The sequence below is a fragment of the Bacterioplanes sanyensis genome, assembly GCF_014652515.1.
GTDB classification, from domain to species: Bacteria; Pseudomonadota; Gammaproteobacteria; order Pseudomonadales; family Oceanobacteraceae; genus Bacterioplanes; species Bacterioplanes sanyensis.
This window is the reverse complement of sequence record NZ_BMYY01000002.1, coordinates 401,983-423,083: the sequence shown is the minus strand read 5'-3', so window position 1 is coordinate 423,083 and position 21,101 is coordinate 401,983. Positions and strand designations below refer to the sequence as shown.

Genomic DNA, 21,101 nt, shown 5'->3' with positions numbered 1-21,101 from the left:
GGCCTTAACAATGAGCAAAGAGCAGGCATTGTGCCACAGCAGCGCAATAGCGGAAGGTCAAAGCAAAGGCTTTGAGGTGGATGGCACGGCGATTTTTGTGGTTCACAAGCACGGGCAGTTTTACGCTTACCGCAATCAGTGCCCGCATCTAGGCATCGAGTTGGAGTGGTTGCCGGACCAGTTTCTCGACAGCGAAGGCGCTCTCATTCAATGCGCCACTCACGGGGCGTTGTTTTTAATCGACAGCGGCGATTGCATCGCTGGCCCTTGTCAGGGCCAGTCCTTAACCTCGGTGCCCTGTCGCTGCGATGAGCAAGGCAGGCTTTGGGTTCGGCTCTAGCGCAGAAAAACTAGAGCAGCAGTTCTAACGGTCGCGCCAGCTTCATGCCCGCAGGGTGTTGGTTAAAGGCGACCTGCCAAGCCATCACCTCCACACCGGCCGCCATCACCTCACGTAAGGTGGCGCCATAAGCTGGGTCGATGTCATCCGCCACCGTCACTTGCTCAATGCCCTCATGGGCGACGCAAAACAGCAACACAGCGCGATGCCCTTCGGCCTTAAGTTGCTGCAGGCGCAGCAAGTGCTTGCGTCCGCGCTCGGTCACAGCATCGGGAAAACTGCCCAAGCGCGAGCCATTGCGCTCCGGCAGCAGAGTCACGCTTTTGACTTCAACGTAGGCATCCGCCAGCTGGGCGGCGCGCAATAAAAAATCCAGCCGACCGTCACTGACCTTGGGCTCTTTGATGATCTCATCATAGCCGTGCAAATCGGTCACACGTCCTTCTGCTAGCGCCTCTGCCACCAACTGATTGGCGCGCTGAGTATTGATGCAGGCGAGATATCGGCCATCGACTTCAACCCACTCCCAACTGTGGCGATATTTGCGCTTGTCATTGTGGCTGTCGAGCAACCACACCCGACTGCCCGGTTCGGCACAACGCTTCATCGAACCCGTGTTAGGGCAGTGAACGGTTATGACTTGCCCATCCGCCAGTTCAACATCGGCCAAAAAGCGCTTGTAGCGTTTGATCAAAGTGGCGGGCTGCAGCGCTGGATACTGCATTAACGCCGCTCCAGCCACTGCTGCAAGCGCGCCATTGCCTGCTGCAAACGCGACAATGGCGTGGTGAAAGCAAAGCGCACATGCTGCTTAGCTTGGTGCTCGCCAAAGTCTGTTCCCGGCGTAAAGGCCACGCCCGTCGCCGCTAGGGCCTGTTGGCAAAAGCTCAGGCTGTCGTCGGTTAAATCGCTGGCATCGGCGTACACATAAAACGCGCCGTCTGGCACCACCGCAAGCTTAAAGCCCAAGTCTGGCAAAGCTTGCAGCAAATAATCACGGCGCAGCTGCAGCTCCTGGCGGCGCGCCTCAAGAATGGCCAAGGTATCGTCGCCAAAAGCTGCCAGCGCGGCATGTTGCGCCGGAGTCGACGGCGCTAAAAACAAGTTTTGCGCCAGGGTGTCCAGGGTTTCGACCCAGGCTTCGGGCACCACCGCCCAGCCCAGACGCCAACCTGTCATGCCAAAGAACTTAGAAAAACTGTTGAGCACCACCAAGTTGTCACCTTGGCCCAGCTGCAAAGCGGTCTCAATGGCGGGGGCTTGGCTAGCGTCAGAGCCAGGCGCGCCGTAGTTCAGCCCCTGATAAATCTCATCCACCCACAGCTCGCCGCCTTGCTCGCTGACCGCCTGATGCAAGCCCTGCAACTGTGGCAGGCTCAACACAGTGCCCGTAGGGTTGGCCGGTGACGCCACCAGCGCCACGCGCGTTTGCGCCTGCCAGTGTTGCCTAACCTGTTGCGGTGTGAGCTGCAACCCCGCCGTCGGATCGCCAGGCACCAACTGCCCATGAGCTTCAAATACGCGCGCAAAATGGCGGTTACAGGGGTAACCCGGGTCTGCCAACAGCATGGTTTGGCCTTGCTCTAGCCGGGCGGCGGTGAGCAGCAGCAAAGCCCCCGACGCTCCCGGTGTTAATACCACTTGCCGTGGGCTGATATGTACGCCAAAGCGTTGCTGATAATAATGCGCCAAGCGCTCACGCAGCGCGGGCATACCGAGAGCTGGGGTGTAACGTGTTTGACCGGCGCGCAGTGCCGTTACCGCGGCTTCGACCATGGGCTCTGGGGTGGCGAAATCTGGCTCGCCGACTTGCAGATGAATAACGTCTTCACCCGCCGCCTCCAACGCTTGGGCCTGTTCCAAAATGGCCATGACCTGAAACGGGGCAATGTGCTGTGAGCGGCGTTGTGCGTCGGGCAAGCTGTCATTCATGGCAAGTGTCCACCAAATTGCTCAGAAAATGCGCCATTGTCCGTGCTGATCGACAGAAAGCAAACAAATAGTTGGCGCTCTGACACAGATCTGATAGTTTCCCCGCCTTGTCATTTGGATCGCACTAGGCGCATAGTGGCCTAAGTGCGCATGGAACCGATGCCGGCATGACCGGCGAACCAGGTGAGGCGGTAAGCGATGCCGGAACAGAAAAAAGAATTTGCTTTGTCCAACTTCACTCCTTACGAGATCAAGGCGGGTGAAGAGTACATGAACGATGCTCAGGTCGAGCACTTCACCCAGATCCTGCAAAATTGGAAGCAGGAGCTGATGGAAGAAGTGGATCGCACCAAAGAGCACATGCAAACCGAGGTCAATAACTACGCCGACCCCAACGACCGTGCCAGCCAGGAAGAAGAATTCAACTTGGAACTGCGCACTCGTGACCGTGAGCGTAAGTTGATCAAAAAAATTGAAAAAACCCTCGATTTAATCGACAGCGGTGACTACGGCTTCTGCAAAGCCTGTGGTATCGAGATTGGCATTCGCCGCCTTGAGGCCCGCCCCACTGCCGATCTGTGCATCGACTGCAAAACCCTGGCTGAAATCAAAGAAAAACAGCTCGGCGTTTAATCTGCTACGGGGCACAGCCCCGTGCACTTCTCTATGAAAGGTCGTTTTGCCCCTTCCCCTACCGGCCCGCTGCATTTTGGCTCTTTGCTTGCGGCGGTCGCCAGTTACCTAGATATGCGCTCGCGTGGCGGCCAGTGGCTGGTGCGCATTGAAGACCTCGACCCACCGCGACAACAGCCCGGTGCCAGCGACGACATTTTACGCACTCTCGAAGCCTACCAGCTGCACTGGGACGGCGATGTCCGCTATCAAAGCCAGCGCAGCGACGCCTACCAACAGGCTTTGCAGCAGTTGCGCCAACAACAACTGGCGTTTCCTTGCCGCTGCTCGCGCAAACAGCTCGCAGGCCGTCCCCACGCAGGCATTTGCAACAGCGCTACGGCCAACGATACCGATATGGCCTGGCGATTTCTTTGCCCCAGCGGTGAGCTGAGTTTTGAAGATCAATACCAGGGGCACTACCAAGCACACTTAGCTGACCTAGGTGATTTTGTCATTCGCCGCCGCGAGGGCTTATGGTCCTATCAACTGGCGGTGGTGGTCGATGATGCCGATCAGGGCATAACGCACATTACCCGTGGCATCGACTTAATCGACTCCACCCCCATGCAACTGCTGCTGCAACAGGCACTTGAATTACCAACACCCGTGTATGCTCATTTACCCGTGGCGCTGGAACCCAATGGCCAAAAACTTAGCAAGCAAAACCTTGCCCAGCCGATTGAGGTGGACGCCAGCGGCGGCACGCTGTGGCAAGTACTGGATTGGTTAGGTCAACAGCCGCCCAAAGCACTGCAACAGGCCGGCAACGCCGCGCTACTGGCATGGGGATGCGAGCACTGGCAACCCGACGCGTTAGCCGGACAACAAGCTAAGCCAGCCCCCGCCGCCTTTCGTCATTGATGTGTTACGCTTGCCGTCGCTTTTTTGGCTGGCACTGATGCCGACACATATCTAGGGACTGCATGTACGATTATCGTCTTGGCCTGCTGCTATTAGTGGGCATTTATCTGCTCTCGCCAGTAATGATGGACTGGTGGCTGGACGCCCGTGGCGCCTGGTATCGACCGTTTGCCATCTGGTTTGTGCTGATCGCCTTTTACGTGTGGTTGAATCATGCCCGGGGGGACGATGAGCTTTAGTCTGAACCAACTGGGGTTGATCGTATTCGGCTACCTCGGCGTATTATTCGCCACCGCTTATGCCGTCGAACGTGGCTGGGTGCCACGACGCCTAGTGCGCCATCCGCTGGTGTATGTACTGTCGCTGGGCGTTTATGCCAGTGCTTGGGCGTTTTATGGCTCGGTCGGCTTAGCCCACCAATACGGCTACGGCTTTTTGGCCTACTACCTCGGCATTGCCGGTGCTTTTGTGATGTCGCCGATTTTGCTGCGGCCATTGCTTAACATCACTCGCATTTACCAACTTAGCTCGCTGGCTGACTTACTCGCCTTTCGCTATCGCAGTCGCTTAGCCGGCATGCTGGTAACGGTATTTATGCTGGCGGTGGTCATTCCGATGCTGACCCTGCAGCTGCGCGCCATTGCCGACACATTGCACTTGCTCAATGGCGATTGGGACACCGCCGAACTGGCCTTTGGCTTTTGCCTGACCATGATTTTGTTCGCTGTGCTATTTGGTGCGCGCCATGTATCGCCGCGAGAAAAGCACGAAGGCCTAGTACTGGCGCTGGCGTTTGAATCCTTGCTCAAGTTATCAGCCATTTTGATTCTGGCTGGCGTAGCACTGTTTGGCGTGTTTTCAGAAGTCGGCGGCCTAGAGCAATGGCTGGTGGACAATCAGGATCGTCTGCTCAGTGAGCAGGTCACCCCACTGGTCACCCTGCAAGAAGGCCCCTGGCGCACCCTGCTACTGGTATTCTTTGCCGCGGCAGTGGTGATGCCACATATGTTTCATATGACCTTTACCGAAAACGTTAACGCCCAAGCATTGCATCCAGCCAGCTGGGGATTTCCGCTGTTTTTGCTGGCCATGGCCATGGCCGTGCCGCCGATTTTATGGGCCGGTGTCTACATGCAGGTCGATACGCCGGCGGAATACTTTGCCATTGGCATCGGCCTTAAGCTCGACTCGCCAGCGCTGGTCATTCTGACCTTTTTGGGCGGGTTAGCGGCGGCCTCCGGCATCATTATTGTGATTACCTTGGCCATGGCCGCCATGCTGCTCAACCACTTGGTGTTGCCGTTTCATAAGCCCAGCCCGCGCCACGATTTTTACCGTTGGCTGCTATGGATGCGCCGGACGCTGATTGCCGCCATTTTGCTACTGGCCTATGGCTTTTATTACGTGGTCGGCGCCGATCTCGATCTTAACCGCCTCGGGTTGCTGGCCTTTGTGGCTGCGGTGCAGTTTTTACCCGGTGTATTGGGCTTGTTGTATTGGCCTAAAGCCAATCGCCACGGCTTTTTGCTGGGGCTGTTGGGTGGCATCATCACCTGGGTCTACGGCATGCTGCTGCCGTTTTCTGAGCTCGCGCTAGGCTGGCAGGTGCCATTACTACCACTGCCGGCAGTGGATGAAGACAACTGGCACCTAGCAGCGATGGGGGCGATGACGGTCAACTTAACCCTGTTTATTGTGATCAGCTTGCTCAGCCGGCAAAAACCGTCTGAGGTATCCGCAGCCGAGGCCTGCTCCATCGACACCGTCTCGCGGCCAACCCGCAAGCCACTGATGGCCGGCAACTCCAATGACGTGATTTTATCCCTCAGCAAACCGCTGGGGCGCTATGTGGCTGAACGCGAGGTCTACCAGGCGTTACAAGACCTACATTTGCCCTCCTACGAAGACCGCCCCTATGCCTTGCGTCGTTTGCGCGCCCGCTTAGAGGCTAACTTGTCTGGCCTGATGGGGCCGACGGTGGCACACGACATCATTACCCGCTCACTGCCGTTTCAAGAGGACGCCGAGCTGAGCGAAGACATCTATCAAATCGAGCAGCGCTTAGAGGGCTTTCACGATCGCCTCAGCGGCTTGGCCGGCGAGCTGGATAACCTACGCCGCTACCACCGCCAAACTCTGGAGCGTTTACCCATGGGCGTGTGCTCACTGGCCGACGATGGCGAGATTTTGATGTGGAACCAAGCCATGCAAGAGCTCACCAACATCAGCGCGCAAACCGTAACAGGCTCACACCTAAAGCGCCTGCCCAGCCCTTGGTGTGAGTTGTTGCTGGACTTTATCGCCAGCCCGCAAATGCATGTGCACAAACAACGCATCGACATCGGCGCCAGACCGCGCTGGTACAGCTTGCACAAAGCGCTGATTCAACCTTCGGGTGGCCAGCCCGGTGGCATGGTGGTGCTGATGGAAGATCAAACCGACACCCAGCTGCTCGAAGAAGAGCTGATGCACAGTGAGCGACTGGCCTCCATTGGTCGCTTGGCGGCGGGCGTAGCGCATGAAATCGGCAACCCCATTACCGGCATAGACAGCTTGGCGCAGTTGATTCGTTACGAAACCGACAACCCAGAACTGGTAGAAATGGCCGGCCAGATTCAAGAGCAAACCCAACGCGTCAGCCGCATTGTGCAGTCGCTGATGAACTTTGCCCACGCCGGCAACCAATCGAGTGAGCACGAGGCGGTGCCCATTTGCCAGTGCGTCGAAGAAGCCGTGCAGTTACTGCGGTTAAGCAAACGCAGTATGGACATTCAGTTTGAAAACAGCTGCGACCCAGAGCTGCAGGTACTGGGCGACGCCCAGCGCTTGGTACAGGTGTTTGTTAACTTACTCGGCAACGCCCGCGATGCCAGTGAAGCGGGCGATTGCATTCAAGTCACCAGTGAAGCTGATGAACATCAGGTTATCTTACGGGTGGTCGATGAAGGCCACGGCATTGCACCCGATACCCTGGATCGCATTTTTGAGCCTTTCTTCACCACTAAAGATGTCGGCACCGGCACAGGCTTAGGTCTGGCGCTGGTGTACAGCATTATTGAAGAACACTACGGCAGTATCAGTATTCACAGCCCAGTCCGTGACGGCCGTGGTACCTGTGTTAAAGTGAGCCTCCCCCGTTTACAGCCGTCTGAACAAGAGTTGGATTACAGCGCATGAGTCATATTTTGGTCGTCGAAGATGAAACCATCATCCGTCAGGCGTTGCGTCGCTTATTGCAGCGCCACGACTACGAGGTGACAGATGTCGATTCTCTGGATGCCGCCCGCCAACAGTCCCTCGACCAGTTCGACCTGATTATCAGTGATTTGCGCCTGCCTGGCGGCAATGGCACGGAGCTGATCTCTTTGGCCGGGCGCACACCCGTTTTAATCATGACCAGCTACGCCTCTCTGCGCAGCGCCGTGGATTCCATGAAGCTCGGCGCGGTGGATTACATCGCCAAGCCCTTTGATCATGATGAACTGGTCGATGCCGTGCGCCGCATCTTGGCGGACAGCAAAGCCACCCAAACCGCCTCCCCCAGCACCGAGCAAGAACAGGATTACCCCGTCAGCGGCATCATTGGCAGTTGCGAGGCCATGCAAGTGCTGTTTCGTAAAATCAGCAAGGTCGCGCCCACCGATGCGACAGTGCTGATTCAGGGTGAATCCGGTACCGGTAAAGAGCTGGTTGCGCGGGCATTGCATGCGCAAAGCCAGCGCAAAAACGCCACTATGATTTCCGTTAACTGTGCCGCCATTCCCGAAACCCTGATCGAATCCGAACTGTTCGGCCACGAAAAAGGGGCATTTACCGGCGCTACCGCCCTGCGCCAAGGCCTGGTGGAAGCCGCCGATGGCGGCACTTTGTTTTTAGATGAAATTGGTGAGCTGCCACTGGAGGCCCAAGCGCGCCTGCTACGGGTATTGCAAGAAGGCGAAATTCGCCGCGTAGGCTCGGTGCAAAGCCGCAAAGTGGATGTGCGTTTGATTGCCGCCACCCACCGCAACCTACGTGAACTGTCGCACAAGGGCGAGTTCCGTGAAGACTTGTACTACCGCCTCAATGTGATGGAGCTGCACCTACCGCCACTGCGCGACCGTGGCGAAGATGTGGTCGAACTGGCTCAGGCACTGCTGGGCCGCCGCTGTGAAAAAATGCAGCTAGCCGCAATGCAGTTCAGCCCAGAAGCCCTAGACACAGTTCGACGCTATCACTGGCCAGGCAACGTGCGCGAACTGGAAAATGCCATCGAGCGTGCGGTGATTTTGGCCGATGATGATCAACCCATCAGTGCCGACTTGCTGGGTATTGATCTATCACCCGATAGTTACGTCAGTAACACCTTGAAAGAAAACCTGGTGCAAACTGAGCAGCCAGGTAACACAGACAGTGAGCAAGGCGACCTATCACTGGATGACTACTTCGTGCACTTCGTGTTAGAGAACGAAGCCCGTATGACGGAGACCGAGCTGGCGCGCAAGCTGGGCATCTCGCGCAAAAGCCTATGGGAGCGTCGCCAGCGACTAGGGATTCCACGTAAGAAAAAGTAACACCACCACCGTAACAGCGGGCATAGATTTCGGTCATAGCCCGCCAATCCCGTAACAAAACCTCCTCACCACACCCTCAACCAGCTCTCTTATCTTTCAAGAAAATCACATAAGTCGTTGATAAACATAGATTTTTTAATATTTCTTGGAAGATTGGCACGCTACTGGCTTTAGCTCAGTCAAGAATTACAAAGAATTGCCTGTACTAATAAAAATAATACTCAGGCGATGAACAGGCCGGACAATAACAACAACAACCGGCCACGAGTGGAAAACAATAATAATAAGCCCCAACTCACTGATGGCCGATGGATTTACCTACCACTTGGTAGAGAAATCCATCGGCTTTCTTGTTTCTAGGCCGGCCATCCATCGCTACTCTTGCCTCACTCCTGCGGCCTGTGCATGAGTGCGCTGATTGTCCCGCACAGCATGAGTTTTCAGCTAACGGCTGCTAGACAACCAAGCGTGCCATCGTGTTACAGCCTGTTACCCGGCGACACCCAAGTGTTACCCATCTGGCCCAATTCTGGTAACACTTTGGTCTAAATCACCCATAGCCCCCCAAGCAAAACCAGCAAACCATTGATTTAAAAGGATTTTTAAAAACTGGCACGCCATCTGCTTTAGTCTTAACAGCAACGGCAGCAACACATAAAAATAACAACCGCTAGCCCGAGCGACGTGACGAAAATAACAATAACAGTCGCGGTGAGGCTCTGAATAACAATAACAACAGGGTCGGCAAGAGAAGAATGACTGTTCTGAATGAGCAGCAAACACAACAATAAGAAAAACAAAGGTGTTTCTGACTATTCAAAACAGTTGCTCAAATGTCTGAGCCAGGCGCCAACAATAATAACAACACGCCCGACAAAGCCGCTTATGCGGCTTTTTGTTTTTCTGGCGCGACCAAACGTTTTCTTTCCCCCAGCTGAAGGGTACACTCGCGGGCCTCGACTTAGGCAACAGAAGACCCCGTGAAACGGCTTATACCCTTGATAAATCCTTTAAAAGCGCCCGGGCGCGCGCTGAAAAAATGGCTGACGAAACCGTCATCAAACGCCCCTTTGACCATTATCCCCCGCGACCATCACAGCATCAGTCGCAGTCAGATCAGTGAAAGCGCTTTGAAAGTGCTGTACCGGCTGCATAAGGCTGGCTATCAGGCACTGCTGGTGGGCGGTGGCGTGCGCGATACCTTGCTGGGCATGCAGCCAAAGGATTTTGATGTGGCCACCAACGCCACACCGGAACAAGTCGCCAAACTGTTTCGCAACTCGCGCTTAATCGGCCGCCGCTTCAAACTGGTGCATGTGGTGTTTGGTCGCGAAGTAATCGAAGTCGCCACGTTCCGTGCACCGCCCAGCGAAGAGCATTCCGCCAAGCAGTCAGCTACGGGCGATCAAGGCATGATTTTGCGCGACAACGTCTATGGCAGCAAAGATGAAGATGCCATGCGCCGCGACTTCACCGTCAATGCCCTCTATTACGACATTGCCGACTTTTCTGTGCATGCCTATGCCGGTGGCTGGGACGATTTAAAACATCAGCGCCTGCGCTTAATTGGCGACCCAGAAGTACGTTACCGCGAAGACCCAGTGCGCATGCTGCGCGCCATTCGCTTTGCCGCCAAATTGGGCTTTAGCCTGGAGCAAGAAACCGAGCGCCCGATTGCCATGATGGCGCCGCTGCTGCAGCAAATACCGCCGGCGCGCTTGTTTGAAGAAATCCTCAAACTGTTTTTGCATGGCCAAGCCGAGCAAACCTTTGAGCAATTGTTGCACTATGGCCTGTTTGCTGAGCTGTTCCCGCAAACCGCTGAGCAGCTGCAACACGACGACTTCTGCCAGGCTTTGGTGCGCAACACCTTTGCCAATACCGATGTGCGCATTCGCTCGGGTAAATCCGTGACGCCGTACTTCTTCCTGGCGGCTTTGCTGTGGCCCACGGTCAACCAACGCATGCAGCAACTGCAAGACAAGGGCATGCCGCCGCAGCAGGCCCTGCATAAAGCTGCTGAACGTGTGATCGCCCAGCAAGCACGCACCATTGCCATTCCCAAGCGCTTCTCGATTCCGATGAAAGAAATCTGGGAGCTGCAACTGCGCTTGCCGAAAACGCGCTCGCGCCGCTGCGAAGAGCTGTTGAGCCATCCGCGTTTCCGCGCTGCCTACGACTTTGTTTTACTGCGCGAGCAATCGGGTGAAGAGCTAGACGGCTTAGGCCAATGGTGGACCGACTTTCAAGCCCAACATGGCCCGGTAACACCGAGCCGCAGCGACAATGACAAACCGCGCAAGCGCCGACCGAATCGCCGCCGCTCGCCGCGCCGTAACTAATGGGCGAAGTGTGCTACATCGGCCTGGGCGCCAATCTCAATGACCCGATAAAACAGCTGTGCACGGCGCTAGCAGCGCTGGCACAGCTGCCCCAAAGCCGCCTCACGGCGGTCTCCTCGCTGTATCACAGCAAACCGCTGGGGCCGCAGGATCAGCCCGACTTTTACAATGCCGTCGCAGAGCTACAGACCGAGCTGGCGCCGCTGGCACTGCTCGATGCCTTGCAAGCACAAGAGCAGCAGCAAGGGCGTGTGCGCAAGCGTCATTGGGGCGAGCGCTGTATCGACTTGGACATCTTGCTGTTTGGCCAACAGCAACACCGCTGCTCGCGCCTGAACTTACCGCACCATGAACTCACCCAACGCAGCTTTACCCTGCTGCCACTGGCAGAAATTCAGCCACAACTGGTACTGCCAAGCGGTGAACTGCTGAGCCAGCTCACCCCCGCCTTTGATGGCGAGCTGCAACGACTGCAGCATGCAGAGTACCAGGCCTGTTGCCAGCGGTTGCTGGCGCGCTGAGTAGATCGCTGGTGTCATTCACAGGGGGCCATGCGCTAGGGTCAGAGCTTAAGCTCTGACCCCGTATCTGCGTTTTATTTTTCGCTAACTCTACGCCCAGCTTGAGGTTGCCCTAGCGGGCCTAGCCAGTGCCCACTCAGGCGACCTGCTAAAGCGCGAAAACTTAGGTGTTAAACCGAGAAAATCAAAACCACCCCACATCCTGAGGCGTCGAAGCCGTGACCGAACAGCGCATGCGCGGCCTGCCAAACGACTGCATCTGCACAGATTCAAACGCCCCTTTGTTGCGTGATGCGCAACATGCTAAGCTTTAATCATGATTAAATCATTCCGCCACAAAGGACTGAAGCGGTTCTACTCGACAGGCAACACGTCTGGCATACAGCCAGATCATGCCAACAAACTGCGCATGCAGTTGGCGGCTCTTGATACCGCCACGTCGGCAGATGATATGGATATCCCTGGTTTTCGGCTTCATTCATTGAAGGGACGAGACAGAGGACGTTGGTCAATTCGTGTTAACGGCAACTGGCGCATGACGTTCGAGTTTCAAGACGGCAACGCTTACATTCTTGATTATGAGGATTATCACTGATGACTATGCATAATCCGCCACACCCTGGTGAGTTTATTCGGGAGGTATATTTAGAGCCTTTCGGTATCAGTTCCCGTCAACTTGCTTCCAGCCTAGGGGTGTCGCCCTCCACTTTGTCTCGGCTGCTCAAAGGGAACAGCGGTATTAGCCCAGAAATGTCGCTGCGGCTATCTAAGGTTCTCGGGCGCTCCCCTGAGAGTTGGTTGGCGATGCAAGATAGGTATGATCTATGGGTGGTCCGTAAAACGGTCAACCTAGACGGCATTCATCCATTGGACTTCGAAGCAGCTTAAGCAATGACTGATGGGATGGACGCTCTCCCATTTGGTTCCAGCGTCAAAAGCGCTAAAGTTTTAGCTCAGAAAAAACTCAACAAGTGCGGCTCCACCCGGGGCGCGCAGCTTTGGCATTCAAGCCCGTGCGCAGCCGGGCGAATCACTGTGATTTCGCAAGTTCAAACGCCCTAGTCGCCGCAACGCCAACTCAAACGGCCTGCCAAGGCATGGCAAACCGAGGCATTAAAACCGCGCATTTAATAGATGCTCGATATAAAGCCGTTAGCAAAGAAAACTAAGCGCCTACACCCCTCAACTACTCCACCCGAGTTGCCACCACTCTCCCCTTCTCTTGCGTTCCGACTTTTTGCGCACGTAGCTTCCACATTTGCCCCTGCGGTTCAATATTGACAATGCCTCGCCAATCCGGACTATACGCAGCTCAACGTCACCCGGTCGGCCACAAGCCAGACCGATTTACCGGAGAAGCAGGATGACAACCATCACCATTCCAGCGTTGGCGAAACTCAAAGCCGAGCGCGAGAAAATTGCGGTACTGACCGCCTACGATGCGACCTTCGCCCAGCTGGCCGCCGAAGCCGGTGTTGAGGTCATTCTGGTGGGTGACTCGTTAGGAATGGTTTTGCAGGGGCACGACAGCACACTGCCCGTCAGCCTTGATGACATGGTTTACCACACCGCCTGCGTCGCTCGCGGCAACGCCCGCGCCAGTCGTCCGGCTCTGATCATGGCCGACCTTCCCTTTATGGCCTATGGCACAGTTGAGCAGTGCTTAGACAGTGCGCGCAAAGTCATGCAAGCCGGTGCCCATATGGTCAAGGTAGAAGGTGACGATTGGTTGGTGCCAATGATTACAGCACTGACCCGTCAAGGCGTGCCTGTGTGTGCGCACTTGGGTTTAACCCCGCAGTCGGTCAACAAGTTAGGCGGCTATAAAGTACAAGGCCGCGACAGCGCTGCCGCCGACGCCATGCTGGCCCATGCCCAAGCGTTGGAAAGCGCTGGTGCCGATTTATTGGTATTGGAGTGCGTGCCATCCGAGCTGGCCGCGCGCATTGCAAAAACTCTAAGCATTCCCGTGGTGGGCATTGGCGCCGGCGGTGATACCGATGCTCAGGTGCTGGTGCTGCAAGATATGCTCGGCCTTAACAGCGGCCACGTGCCTAAGTTTGTGAAAAACTTTATGACCGATGGCCGCACCGTGCAGCAAGCACTGGCGGCGTATGTCGAGGAAGTCAAAGCCGGCACCTTTCCCGCCGCTGAGCACGGGTTCGCCTAATGCGCACAGTGCACACGGTTAAAGAGCTGCGCCAGGCTGTGCGCAGCGCCCGCACCAATGGCAACACCATTGGCTTCGTGCCGACCATGGGCAACCTGCACGCCGGCCACATCAGTTTGATCGAGCGCGCGCGCCAGCACTGCGATTTTGTCGTTGCCAGCGTGTTTGTGAACCCGCTGCAGTTTGACGACGCCAGTGATTTGCAGCGCTATCCGCGCACCTTGCCAGACGATCAAGCCAAGCTTGAAGCGGCGCAGTGTGATTTGCTGTTCGCCCCAAGCGTTGATGAAATGTACCCCAATGGCCAGCCGCAGCTCAGCACCGTGCATGTGCCAGCGGTCTCAGAAGGTTTGTGCGGCGGTAGCCGCCCGGGTCACTTCGATGGCGTCGCCACCGTGGTCACCAAGCTGTTTAATCAGGTGCAGCCCGATCAAGCTTTTTTTGGCCAGAAAGATTGGCAACAAGTGGCGGTGATTCGCAAGATGGTGGCCGACTTGGACATGCCACTGGAGATTGTCGCCGTGCCCACCGCCCGCGCGGCGGATGGCTTGGCGCTCAGCTCGCGCAATGGCTATCTCAATGACAGCGAGCGCCAGCGGGCACCTGTGTTGTATCAAACACTGCAGCACATGGCGCAACAGCTACAAAATAACCAACCGTTAACAGCCGTGATTGACAGTGGTAAACAACACTTGCAAGACGCCGGTTTGCGGCTGGATTATCTGGAAATAAAGCGCCAGCATGACCTTAAACAAGCGGGCGCAAACGACCGTGACATTATCATTCTGGCCGCCGTATTCCTTGGCCCTGCGCGCCTAATTGATAATCTGCCACTGTCATTGAATCGGGCGTTTGAATAAGGCATACTTCGACGCCTTATGCCCATGTGGCTAACTTTTGACCAATTCCATGCCCAGGCATGACGCCAGGCTGAGAATAGTCCGGACAGAAACGAAAGGGTTTACCATGCAATCCATCATGCTCAAAGCCAAGCTGCATCAGGCCCGTGTGACGCACTCAGTGCTGAACTACGAAGGCTCTTGCGCCATTGACGGCAAGTTGCTGGATCTCGCGGGCATGCGCGAATTTGAACAAATTCAAATTTACAACATTGATAATGGCAAACGCTTCACCACCTACATTATTCGTGGCGAAGAGGACTCCGGCATCATCTCAGTCAATGGCGCTGCCGCGCATTTGGCCGATGTTGGCGACCGCATCATTATCTGTGCCTACGGCAACTATGACGAAAACGAGTTGGCGTCGTTCAAACCCAAAATGGTGTATATGAACGCCGACAATACCGTCAGCCACACCAGCTTCGACATTCCGGTACAAGTGGCTTAAGTCACTCGCCTCGAATGCCAAAACGCCGCTCTAATGCGGCGTTTTTTTATTCTGTATATGTATAATCAAAGGCCTCTGGACAGATTGGGACATTTCCATGGCCTATCAAGGAAGCCTGACCTCGGTACCCGCCTGGCAAGCGCTGCAACAGCATTACCAGGACATTCAAGATCAGCACATGCGCGACTGGTTCGCCCAAGATCCACAGCGCTTCGAGCGTTTCCATGTTGAGGCCGCCGGCCTGACCCTGGATTACTCCAAAAACCGCATTACTGAGCACACTCAGCAGCTGTTGCTACAGCTGGCGCAGCAGCGCGACTTGCCCGGTGCCATCAGCAACTTGTTTAGCGGCGAGCACGTCAATCGCAGCGAAAACCGCCCAGCTTTGCATACCGCTTTGCGTAACTTCAGCGAGCGCGAGATTCTGGTCGATGGCGTCAACATCATGCCGGAGGTGCGCCACACCGTGCACCGCATGGAAGAGTTTTGCTGGAAGATTCGCCGCAACCAATGGCGCGGCTACGACAACCGCCCTTTTACCGACGTTGTCTCGATTGGCATTGGCGGCTCGTTTCTCGGCCCCAAGCTGGCCTCGGGCGCGCTCAAGCCGTACTGGGATTCTGGCCTTAGCATTCACTATTTGGCCAACATCGATGGCTCGCACATCACCGAAATCCTCAAGCGCCTCGACCCAGCCACCACCTTGTTCATCGTGCAGTCCAAGTCGTTTGGCACCCAAGAAACGCTTAAAAACGCCACCGCGTGTCGGCGCTGGTTTTTAGACAACGGCGGCTCTGAAGACGATCTTAGCCGCCACTTCACCGCCGTTTCCGCCAACATTGCCAAAGCCACCGAGTTTGGCATCGCCGAAGAGAACATCTTCCCCATGTGGGATTGGGTCGGCGGGCGCTATTCACTGTGGTCGGCCATGGGCCTGCCGCTGGCGTTGGCCATTGGCATTGATAACTTTCGCGATTTGTTGCGCGGCGCCTTTGCCATGGATGAGCATTTCCGCACCGCGCCCTTGGCCGAAAACATGCCGGTCATCATGGCGCTGTTGGGGGTTTGGTATGTGAACTTCTTTGGCGTTAACTCCCACGCCATCTTGCCCTACGACCATTACCTGCGCTCACTGCCCGCGCACTTGCAGCAGCTGGACATGGAGAGCAATGGTAAGTCGATTACCCTCGATGGCAATCAGGTGGACTACCACACCGGCCCGATCATTTGGGGCGGTGTTGGCACCAATGGTCAGCACGCCTTTCACCAGTTGTTGCACCAGGGCACGCACTTTTCACCGTGTGACTTTATTGTGCCCATGTGCAGTCACAATCCGATTGATAATTTCCACGCCATGCTGGTGTCGAACTGCTTATCGCAAAGCCAAGCGTTGCTGCAGGGCAAATCTGAGCAGGAAGCCATCGACGAGCTGGTGGCGGCTGGCATGAGCCAAGCCGAGGCCATCGTATTAGCGCCGCAAAAGGTGATTCCCGGTAATCGACCTAGCAACACTCTGTATTTCCCTAAAGCCACGCCGCACAGCGTGGGCGCTTTGATTGCTCTGTATGAGCATAAGGTGGCTGCCCAAGGCATGTTATGGGGCGTTAACTCGTTTGACCAATGGGGCGTGGAGCTGGGCAAGCAGCTCGGCGGGCAAGTATTGTCGGCGTTGGAAGGCGGCGCCATCGCGGCCGACATCGACGGCTCGACCAATGGTCTGATTCGCGCCTTCCATCGCATGCAACAGCAACTGTAAGTTCGCCCACCTCTGTTCATTAAAGTCTGGCGCGACTACCATTGCGCCATTCGAACAGGGGAACATCATGACGCATTCACAGGTTCATGCCATCGACTGGCAACAGCAGCATTTGCGCCTGCTAGACCAGCGCTATTTGCCGCATCAGCAACAGTACATTGACTGCTTTAACGCTGCCGATGTGGCCGATGCCATTCGTGCCATGGTGGTGCGCGGTGCGCCCGCCATCGGCATTGCTGCCGCTTACGGTTATGCCTTGGAAGCCTTACATGGCGGTGACTTGCAGCACGCCTATCAGCGTCTGGCCGAATCGCGCCCGACTGCAGTCAACTTGTTTTGGGCGTTAGAGCGCATGGCGGCACTGAGCCACGCTGGGCCCGAGCAATTGGTGGCCGAAGCACGCGCGATTCACCAGCAAGACATTGCCGACAACTTAGCCATGGCACAGTTTGGCGCCTCCCTGTTGGGTGAGCACAGCCGGGTGTACACCCATTGCAATACCGGGGCGCTGGCCACCGGCGGCCACGGCACCGCGCTGGGGGTGATTCGCTCCGCCTGGGCGGATGGCAAGATCAGCCAAGTGTATGCCGGTGAAACCCGCCCTTGGCTGCAAGGTGCACGCCTGACCTGCTGGGAGCTGATGCAAGACAATATAGATGTGCAACTGGTGTGCGATGGCGCTGCGGCGCATCTGCTGCAGCAGCAACGCAAGCGCAACCAAGCCATTGATTGGATCATCGTCGGTGCTGATCGCATTGCCGCCAATGGCGATGTCGCCAACAAAATCGGCACCTACAGCCTGGCCGTTTTGGCCCGTCATCACGGTGCCAAAGTCATGGTGGTGGCGCCGTCGAGCAGCTTTGATTTAACCCTGGCCAGCGGTGATGACATTGTTATTGAGCAGCGCCCTGCAAGCGAGGTCACCGAACTGCAAGGCCAGGCCATTGCCCCAGCAGGCTGTCAGGCGCTCAATCCGTCGTTTGATATCACCCCGGCCGAGCTGATTACCGCCATCGTCTGTGAGCAGGGAGTGATTCCAGCCCCTTCACGCGACACCCTTGCTGCCTTGTTGACTCGTTAGGACATGCTTGTGACCACACAGACCACAACAACGCCTCATACCGTGGATGCCAGCACTGACATCAGCAGCCAAGCCGAGCAACTGTGCCAGCTATCCCATCGCATTTATGCCAACGATTGGTCGCCGGCCACCAGCTCCAATTACTCCCTGCGCTTGGGGCCACAGCACTGCCTGATTACCACCTCTGGGCGAGATAAAGGCCAGCTCACCGCCGCGCAATTGATGCAGGTGGATCTGCACAACCGGCCGCTGACGCCGGGTAAGCCCTCTGCTGAAACCGCCCTGCACACGCAGCTTTATCGTGACTTTGCTGAAGTCGGTGCGGTGCTGCACACCCACTCGTTTTACGCTGTGTTGTTGTCACGCCTATGGCCGAGTGATGAGCTGATACTGCAAGGCTGGGAGCTGCAAAAAGCGCTGGCGGGTGAAAGCACCCATGAAGACCAGGTCACCATTCCACTGTTTGCCAATAGCCAGGATATCGACACCCTGGCCCAGCAGGTCAGTGAGCGCTTACAGCAGCGCCGCTACGCACCCTGCTACTTGATTCGCGGCCATGGGGTTTATACCTGGGGCCGCGACGCTGACGAGTGCTTTCGCCACTTAGAAGCGCTAGAACACCTGTTTCGCTATGAACTTGAAAGGCTGCGCATTGAGCGAGGTTCGCCATTATGACTACCATCCGCATCTACCCGGATAACGCCCCTACCAACTTGCTGTTTACCACCGACGACAGCCAGAAAATTCGCCAGCGCTTGCAAGACATCGGCGTGCAATTTGAGCAATGGCCGACCCAGCCAGAGCTGCAACCGGGCTGTGCCCCCGAGCAAGTATTGGCGGCCTATCAAGACGACATCGAACGGCTGCAACAGCAGCATGGCTATCAGGCGGTCGATGTCATCAGCCTGGATGCCAACCACCCAGATAAAGCAGCACTGCGACAAAAATTTCTCAGCGAGCATACCCACAGCGAAGACGAAGTGCGCTTTTTTGCCGCCGGTGAGGGCTTATTCACCCTTCACCAAGACGGCAAAGTGTACGAGGTGCATTGCGTCGCCGGTGATTTGATCAGTGTGCCAGCGAACACGCCACATTGGTTCGATATGGGCCCGCACCCTAGATTTGTGGCGATTCGCTGGTTTACCAACCCAGAAGGCTGGGTCGCCCAGTTTACCGGCAGCGACATTGCCAACTTGTTTAACCGCCTGGAAGAAAACGCATGAGCATTGCCGCCATCGTCACCGACATCGAAGGCACCACCTCCTCCATCGCGTTCGTTAAAGAGGTGCTGTTTCCCTACGCTCGTCGCCACTTACGCCCCTTTGTTGAGCAGCAGCGCCAGCAGCCGGAAGTGGCCGACTGCCTGCAACAAACCCGCGCCATACTGGAGCAAGAGCAACGGCCAGCCGACAGCGATGAGCAGCTGATCAGTGCGCTTGAGCAGTGGATCGATCAGGACCGCAAGGCCACGCCGCTGAAAACCTTGCAGGGATTGATCTGGCGCCAAGGCTATCAGCAAGGCGACTATCAAGCTCATATGTACCCGGACGCCACTCAGGCCTTGCGTCAATGGGCGAGCGAGCTGCCTTTGTATGTGTATTCATCCGGCTCAGAGCAAGCACAAAAGCTGTTTTTTGCCCACAGCTGTGATGGAGACTTATTGCCGTTATTTAGCGGTCACTTCGACACCCGCATCGGCGCTAAAACCGAGGCCAGCGCCTATGAGCACATCGCCGCCGAGCTGCAACAGCGCCATCAGCTAGAAGCGCATGAGATTTTGTTTTTATCCGATATTGAAGCCGAGCTGGACGCGGCGCGAGCGGCCGGTCTTAACACTGTGTGGGTGTGTCGAGGGGAGCAGCCTGCCAGCGCCCGCCACCCGGTGGTGACGTCGCTGGCGGAGATAAGCCTAGAAAAGCTGTAACGGCGTTAAAAATTCTTGCGAATGCCGAAGACGACTTGAATGTCTGAGTCGTCTTCGTCGTTATCCATACCAAAGGGTGTTTGATCGCTGATAAAGTCCAGCGCCACAAACAAGTCGATGCTGTGAAACTCAGGGAAGTCACGCGCCAGCTCAGCGCGCAGATTAAAGCCCTTATCGTCGGCATCGTCTTGCAGCCACACGCCCGCCATGACGTCCAAATACAAGCGGTGTTGCAAATAGTGCTCGTAGCGAATTTCCGGATACCAGGTTTTTTGCTTGATGCCGCGCGCCACACTCAGCTCCCAACCTTTGGCCGGGTTGGTGGCCAAGCGAAACTCGGTTTCATCCGCCAAGCTGTCAACCAAATAGTTGTAGGTCACCACGCTGGTATCGAGATTAAAACCGCCAAAGCGATGGTTATAGCCGAAATAAGCATCCATCTGCACCGGAATGCCTTCCGCCTGCTCGGGGGCATCAATGTTCGATAGCCAGATGCCGGCATAGGCGTCGCCGCGCCGCACATCCATGCCGCCTTGCAGCGCGGGTTCGTGATCGGTTTTCGTCAGGCCACGGAACAAATAATCGGAGACCAACGCCAGGTTGTAACGCTGTTGCGCTTGCGCGCCCAGTGCCGCCAATAACAGCACACTTGTTAATAGTGTTCTCATGCCAGTTCTTCACTCTCTGCAAAGCGTGTGGTGAGCGCCTGAGCGAGCCGCTCGGCAACCTCGTCAAACACCACGGGCTGATCGGTTTCGGCCACCATTTGCGTCATTTGCATGCCTTCATAGCCGCACGGGTTAATGCGCGCAAATGGCTCTAAATCCATATCAATGTTCAACGCCAGGCCGTGAAAACAGCGGCCTTGGCGAATGCGCAGGCCGAGGGAGGCGATCTTGCGCTGCTGCACGTAGACCCCAGGGGCATCCGACCGTGGTGCCGAGTCAATATGCCAGTGCTGCAAAGCATCGACAATGGCTTGCTCAATCAAGCTCACCAGCTGGCGCGGGCCCATACCGCGGCGCTTAATATCAATGAGTAAATACACCACCAATTGGCCTGGGCCATGATAAGTCACCTGGCCGCCACGATCCGATTGCACCACGGGAATATCGCCCGGCATCAGCACGTGCTCGGCCTTACCGGCCTGGCCTTGGGTAAAGACACGCGGGTGTTGCAATAGCCAGATTTGATCCGGTGTGTCGGCGTCACGTTGCTCGGTGTACGCCAGCATTTCTTGGTAGACGCTGTCGTAGGGCTGCAGACCTAACCAACGCAGTTGCAGCGAGTCGGTTGGCGTGGCCGTCATTTACATCACCATGTGCACAAAGCTTTGTGCCGTTAGGTCGGTGTGGATGCGTTGCAGCTGATCTGGGCCGGTGGCGCGAATATAGACGGTAATGGAGCGAAAACGACCATTGCGGCTGTCGCGTACTTGCATGCTGGTGGCATCAAAATCTGGCGCATGCACACGAATGATATCGATCACCAGCTGCTCGTAATCATCCACGCCGGTGCCTAATACCTTGATGGGATAATCGTCGCAGGGAAACTCAATCTTGGGGGGCTCTTGCTGGCTCACACTCACTACCTCGTAAA

23 protein-coding genes are annotated in these 21,101 nt (G+C 56.3%); 18 read left to right on the top strand and 5 right to left on the bottom strand.

The window, feature by feature from the left end; all coding sequences use genetic code 11:
* Positions 1–10: 10 nt before the first annotated feature.
* Positions 11–340 (top strand): Rieske (2Fe-2S) protein, encoded by a 330-nt coding sequence (locus tag IE090_RS05045; RefSeq protein ID WP_189387255.1) that lies wholly within the window; start codon positions 11–13, stop codon positions 338–340.
* Between the two features lie 10 nt (positions 341–350).
* Here the strand turns inward: IE090_RS05045 and sfsA are convergent, their stop codons facing one another.
* Together sfsA and IE090_RS05035 are read right to left on the bottom strand one after the other, a co-directional pair.
* Positions 351–1,064 carry a DNA/RNA nuclease SfsA gene (gene sfsA / locus IE090_RS05040; protein ID WP_189387254.1) on the bottom strand — a complete coding sequence of 238 codons (714 nt, stop codon included), beginning with the start codon at positions 1,062–1,064 and terminating at the stop codon, positions 351–353.
* On the bottom strand, positions 1,064–2,272 hold the full coding sequence (locus tag IE090_RS05035) for a pyridoxal phosphate-dependent aminotransferase (protein ID WP_189387253.1): 1,209 nt from the start codon (positions 2,270–2,272) through the stop codon (positions 1,064–1,066). The genes sfsA and IE090_RS05035 overlap by 1 nt, the downstream gene beginning before the upstream one ends.
* Before the next feature lie 198 nt (positions 2,273–2,470).
* On the opposite strand from IE090_RS05035, the gene dksA reads away from it, so the two are divergent.
* The 17 genes from dksA to mtnC all read left to right on the top strand — a co-directional run bounded on the left by dksA (position 2,471) and on the right by mtnC (position 19,502).
* Positions 2,471–2,905 carry an RNA polymerase-binding protein DksA gene (gene dksA, locus IE090_RS05030; RefSeq protein ID WP_189387252.1) on the top strand — a complete coding sequence of 145 codons (435 nt, stop codon included), beginning with the start codon at positions 2,471–2,473 and terminating at the stop codon, positions 2,903–2,905.
* Positions 2,906–2,938: 33 nt separating this feature from the next.
* A complete protein-coding gene (gluQRS, locus tag IE090_RS05025) occupies positions 2,939–3,808 on the top strand; it encodes a tRNA glutamyl-Q(34) synthetase GluQRS (RefSeq protein ID WP_189387251.1) in 870 nt (289 codons plus the stop codon).
* A gap of 62 nt (positions 3,809–3,870) precedes the next feature.
* A complete protein-coding gene (locus IE090_RS05020; RefSeq protein WP_189387250.1) occupies positions 3,871–4,047 on the top strand; it encodes a hypothetical protein in 177 nt (58 codons plus the stop codon).
* Complete coding sequence (locus tag IE090_RS05015) at positions 4,037–6,985, top strand: sensor histidine kinase (RefSeq protein WP_189387249.1); 2,949 nt, start codon at positions 4,037–4,039, stop codon at positions 6,983–6,985. Before IE090_RS05020 ends, IE090_RS05015 begins: the two co-directional genes overlap by 11 nt.
* Positions 6,982–8,361 (top strand): sigma-54-dependent transcriptional regulator, encoded by a 1,380-nt coding sequence (locus IE090_RS05010; RefSeq protein WP_189387248.1) that lies wholly within the window; start codon positions 6,982–6,984, stop codon positions 8,359–8,361. The genes IE090_RS05015 and IE090_RS05010 overlap by 4 nt, the downstream gene beginning before the upstream one ends.
* Positions 8,362–9,431: 1,070 nt before the next feature.
* Entirely contained in the window at positions 9,432–10,703 is a 1,272-nt protein-coding gene (pcnB, locus tag IE090_RS05005) for a polynucleotide adenylyltransferase PcnB (protein WP_229815472.1), read from the top strand.
* Entirely contained in the window at positions 10,703–11,224 is a 522-nt protein-coding gene (gene folK, locus IE090_RS05000) for a 2-amino-4-hydroxy-6-hydroxymethyldihydropteridine diphosphokinase (protein WP_189387247.1), read from the top strand. The genes pcnB and folK overlap by 1 nt, the downstream gene beginning before the upstream one ends.
* A 316-nt stretch (positions 11,225–11,540) precedes the next feature.
* Positions 11,541–11,819, top strand: a complete 279-nt coding sequence (locus IE090_RS04995) for a type II toxin-antitoxin system RelE/ParE family toxin (protein ID WP_189387246.1) — start codon at positions 11,541–11,543, stop codon at positions 11,817–11,819.
* Positions 11,819–12,112 (top strand): HigA family addiction module antitoxin, encoded by a 294-nt coding sequence (locus tag IE090_RS04990; protein WP_189387245.1) that lies wholly within the window; start codon positions 11,819–11,821, stop codon positions 12,110–12,112. Before IE090_RS04995 ends, IE090_RS04990 begins: the two co-directional genes overlap by 1 nt.
* Positions 12,113–12,587: 475 nt before the next feature.
* Positions 12,588–13,394 (top strand): 3-methyl-2-oxobutanoate hydroxymethyltransferase, encoded by an 807-nt coding sequence (gene panB, locus IE090_RS04985; protein ID WP_189387244.1) that lies wholly within the window; start codon positions 12,588–12,590, stop codon positions 13,392–13,394.
* Complete coding sequence (gene panC, locus IE090_RS04980; protein ID WP_189387243.1) at positions 13,394–14,254, top strand: pantoate--beta-alanine ligase; 861 nt, start codon at positions 13,394–13,396, stop codon at positions 14,252–14,254. Before panB ends, panC begins: the two co-directional genes overlap by 1 nt.
* Positions 14,255–14,360: 106 nt before the next feature.
* On the top strand, positions 14,361–14,741 hold the full coding sequence (gene panD, locus IE090_RS04975) for an aspartate 1-decarboxylase (protein ID WP_189387242.1): 381 nt from the start codon (positions 14,361–14,363) through the stop codon (positions 14,739–14,741).
* 97 nt (positions 14,742–14,838) lie between these two features.
* Entirely contained in the window at positions 14,839–16,497 is a 1,659-nt protein-coding gene (gene pgi, locus IE090_RS04970; RefSeq protein WP_189387241.1) for a glucose-6-phosphate isomerase, read from the top strand.
* A 67-nt stretch (positions 16,498–16,564) separates the two neighbouring features.
* On the top strand, positions 16,565–17,578 hold the full coding sequence (gene mtnA, locus IE090_RS04965) for an S-methyl-5-thioribose-1-phosphate isomerase (protein WP_189387240.1): 1,014 nt from the start codon (positions 16,565–16,567) through the stop codon (positions 17,576–17,578).
* A gap of 9 nt (positions 17,579–17,587) precedes the next feature.
* The gene (locus IE090_RS04960; protein WP_229815470.1) at positions 17,588–18,253 is read left to right on the top strand and encodes a methylthioribulose 1-phosphate dehydratase; all 666 of its coding nucleotides are present in this window, start codon (positions 17,588–17,590) and stop codon (positions 18,251–18,253) included.
* On the top strand, positions 18,250–18,801 hold the full coding sequence (locus tag IE090_RS04955; RefSeq protein WP_189387238.1) for a 1,2-dihydroxy-3-keto-5-methylthiopentene dioxygenase: 552 nt from the start codon (positions 18,250–18,252) through the stop codon (positions 18,799–18,801). The genes IE090_RS04960 and IE090_RS04955 overlap by 4 nt, the downstream gene beginning before the upstream one ends.
* Positions 18,798–19,502, top strand: coding sequence for an acireductone synthase (gene mtnC / locus IE090_RS04950; RefSeq protein ID WP_189387237.1), 705 nt, complete (start codon positions 18,798–18,800; stop codon positions 19,500–19,502). The genes IE090_RS04955 and mtnC overlap by 4 nt, the downstream gene beginning before the upstream one ends.
* Positions 19,503–19,507: 5 nt before the next feature.
* Here the strand turns inward: mtnC and IE090_RS04945 are convergent, their stop codons facing one another.
* The 3 genes from IE090_RS04945 to IE090_RS04935 are packed head-to-tail and all read right to left on the bottom strand — an operon-like array spanning position 19,508 to position 21,084.
* Positions 19,508–20,170 (bottom strand): TorF family putative porin, encoded by a 663-nt coding sequence (locus IE090_RS04945; RefSeq protein WP_189387236.1) that lies wholly within the window; start codon positions 20,168–20,170, stop codon positions 19,508–19,510.
* A complete protein-coding gene (gene lipB, locus IE090_RS04940) occupies positions 20,167–20,811 on the bottom strand; it encodes a lipoyl(octanoyl) transferase LipB (protein WP_189387235.1) in 645 nt (214 codons plus the stop codon). Before lipB ends, IE090_RS04945 begins: the two co-directional genes overlap by 4 nt.
* Positions 20,812–21,084 (bottom strand): YbeD family protein, encoded by a 273-nt coding sequence (locus tag IE090_RS04935; protein ID WP_189387234.1) that lies wholly within the window; start codon positions 21,082–21,084, stop codon positions 20,812–20,814.
* Positions 21,085–21,101: the final 17 nt, after the last annotated feature.

Bases quoted from the DNA above. Each gene is read 5' to 3' on its own strand.
- IE090_RS05045 (WP_189387255.1), top strand. From the start codon at position 11: ATGAGCAAAGAGCAGGCATTGTGCCACAGCAGCGCAATAGCGGAAGGT.
- sfsA (WP_189387254.1), bottom strand. From the start codon at position 1,064: ATGCAGTATCCAGCGCTGCAGCCCGCCACTTTGATCAAACGCTACAAG.
- IE090_RS05035 (WP_189387253.1), bottom strand. From the start codon at position 2,272: ATGAATGACAGCTTGCCCGACGCACAACGCCGCTCACAGCACATTGCC.
- dksA (WP_189387252.1), top strand. From the start codon at position 2,471: ATGCCGGAACAGAAAAAAGAATTTGCTTTGTCCAACTTCACTCCTTAC.
- gluQRS (WP_189387251.1), top strand. From the start codon at position 2,939: ATGAAAGGTCGTTTTGCCCCTTCCCCTACCGGCCCGCTGCATTTTGGC.
- IE090_RS05020 (WP_189387250.1), top strand. From the start codon at position 3,871: ATGTACGATTATCGTCTTGGCCTGCTGCTATTAGTGGGCATTTATCTG.
- IE090_RS05015 (WP_189387249.1), top strand. From the start codon at position 4,037: ATGAGCTTTAGTCTGAACCAACTGGGGTTGATCGTATTCGGCTACCTC.
- IE090_RS05010 (WP_189387248.1), top strand. From the start codon at position 6,982: ATGAGTCATATTTTGGTCGTCGAAGATGAAACCATCATCCGTCAGGCG.
- folK (WP_189387247.1), top strand. From the start codon at position 10,703: ATGGGCGAAGTGTGCTACATCGGCCTGGGCGCCAATCTCAATGACCCG.
- IE090_RS04995 (WP_189387246.1), top strand. From the start codon at position 11,541: ATGATTAAATCATTCCGCCACAAAGGACTGAAGCGGTTCTACTCGACA.
- IE090_RS04990 (WP_189387245.1), top strand. From the start codon at position 11,819: ATGACTATGCATAATCCGCCACACCCTGGTGAGTTTATTCGGGAGGTA.
- panB (WP_189387244.1), top strand. From the start codon at position 12,588: ATGACAACCATCACCATTCCAGCGTTGGCGAAACTCAAAGCCGAGCGC.
- panC (WP_189387243.1), top strand. From the start codon at position 13,394: ATGCGCACAGTGCACACGGTTAAAGAGCTGCGCCAGGCTGTGCGCAGC.
- panD (WP_189387242.1), top strand. From the start codon at position 14,361: ATGCAATCCATCATGCTCAAAGCCAAGCTGCATCAGGCCCGTGTGACG.
- pgi (WP_189387241.1), top strand. From the start codon at position 14,839: ATGGCCTATCAAGGAAGCCTGACCTCGGTACCCGCCTGGCAAGCGCTG.
- mtnA (WP_189387240.1), top strand. From the start codon at position 16,565: ATGACGCATTCACAGGTTCATGCCATCGACTGGCAACAGCAGCATTTG.
- IE090_RS04955 (WP_189387238.1), top strand. From the start codon at position 18,250: ATGACTACCATCCGCATCTACCCGGATAACGCCCCTACCAACTTGCTG.
- mtnC (WP_189387237.1), top strand. From the start codon at position 18,798: ATGAGCATTGCCGCCATCGTCACCGACATCGAAGGCACCACCTCCTCC.
- IE090_RS04945 (WP_189387236.1), bottom strand. From the start codon at position 20,170: ATGAGAACACTATTAACAAGTGTGCTGTTATTGGCGGCACTGGGCGCG.
- lipB (WP_189387235.1), bottom strand. From the start codon at position 20,811: ATGACGGCCACGCCAACCGACTCGCTGCAACTGCGTTGGTTAGGTCTG.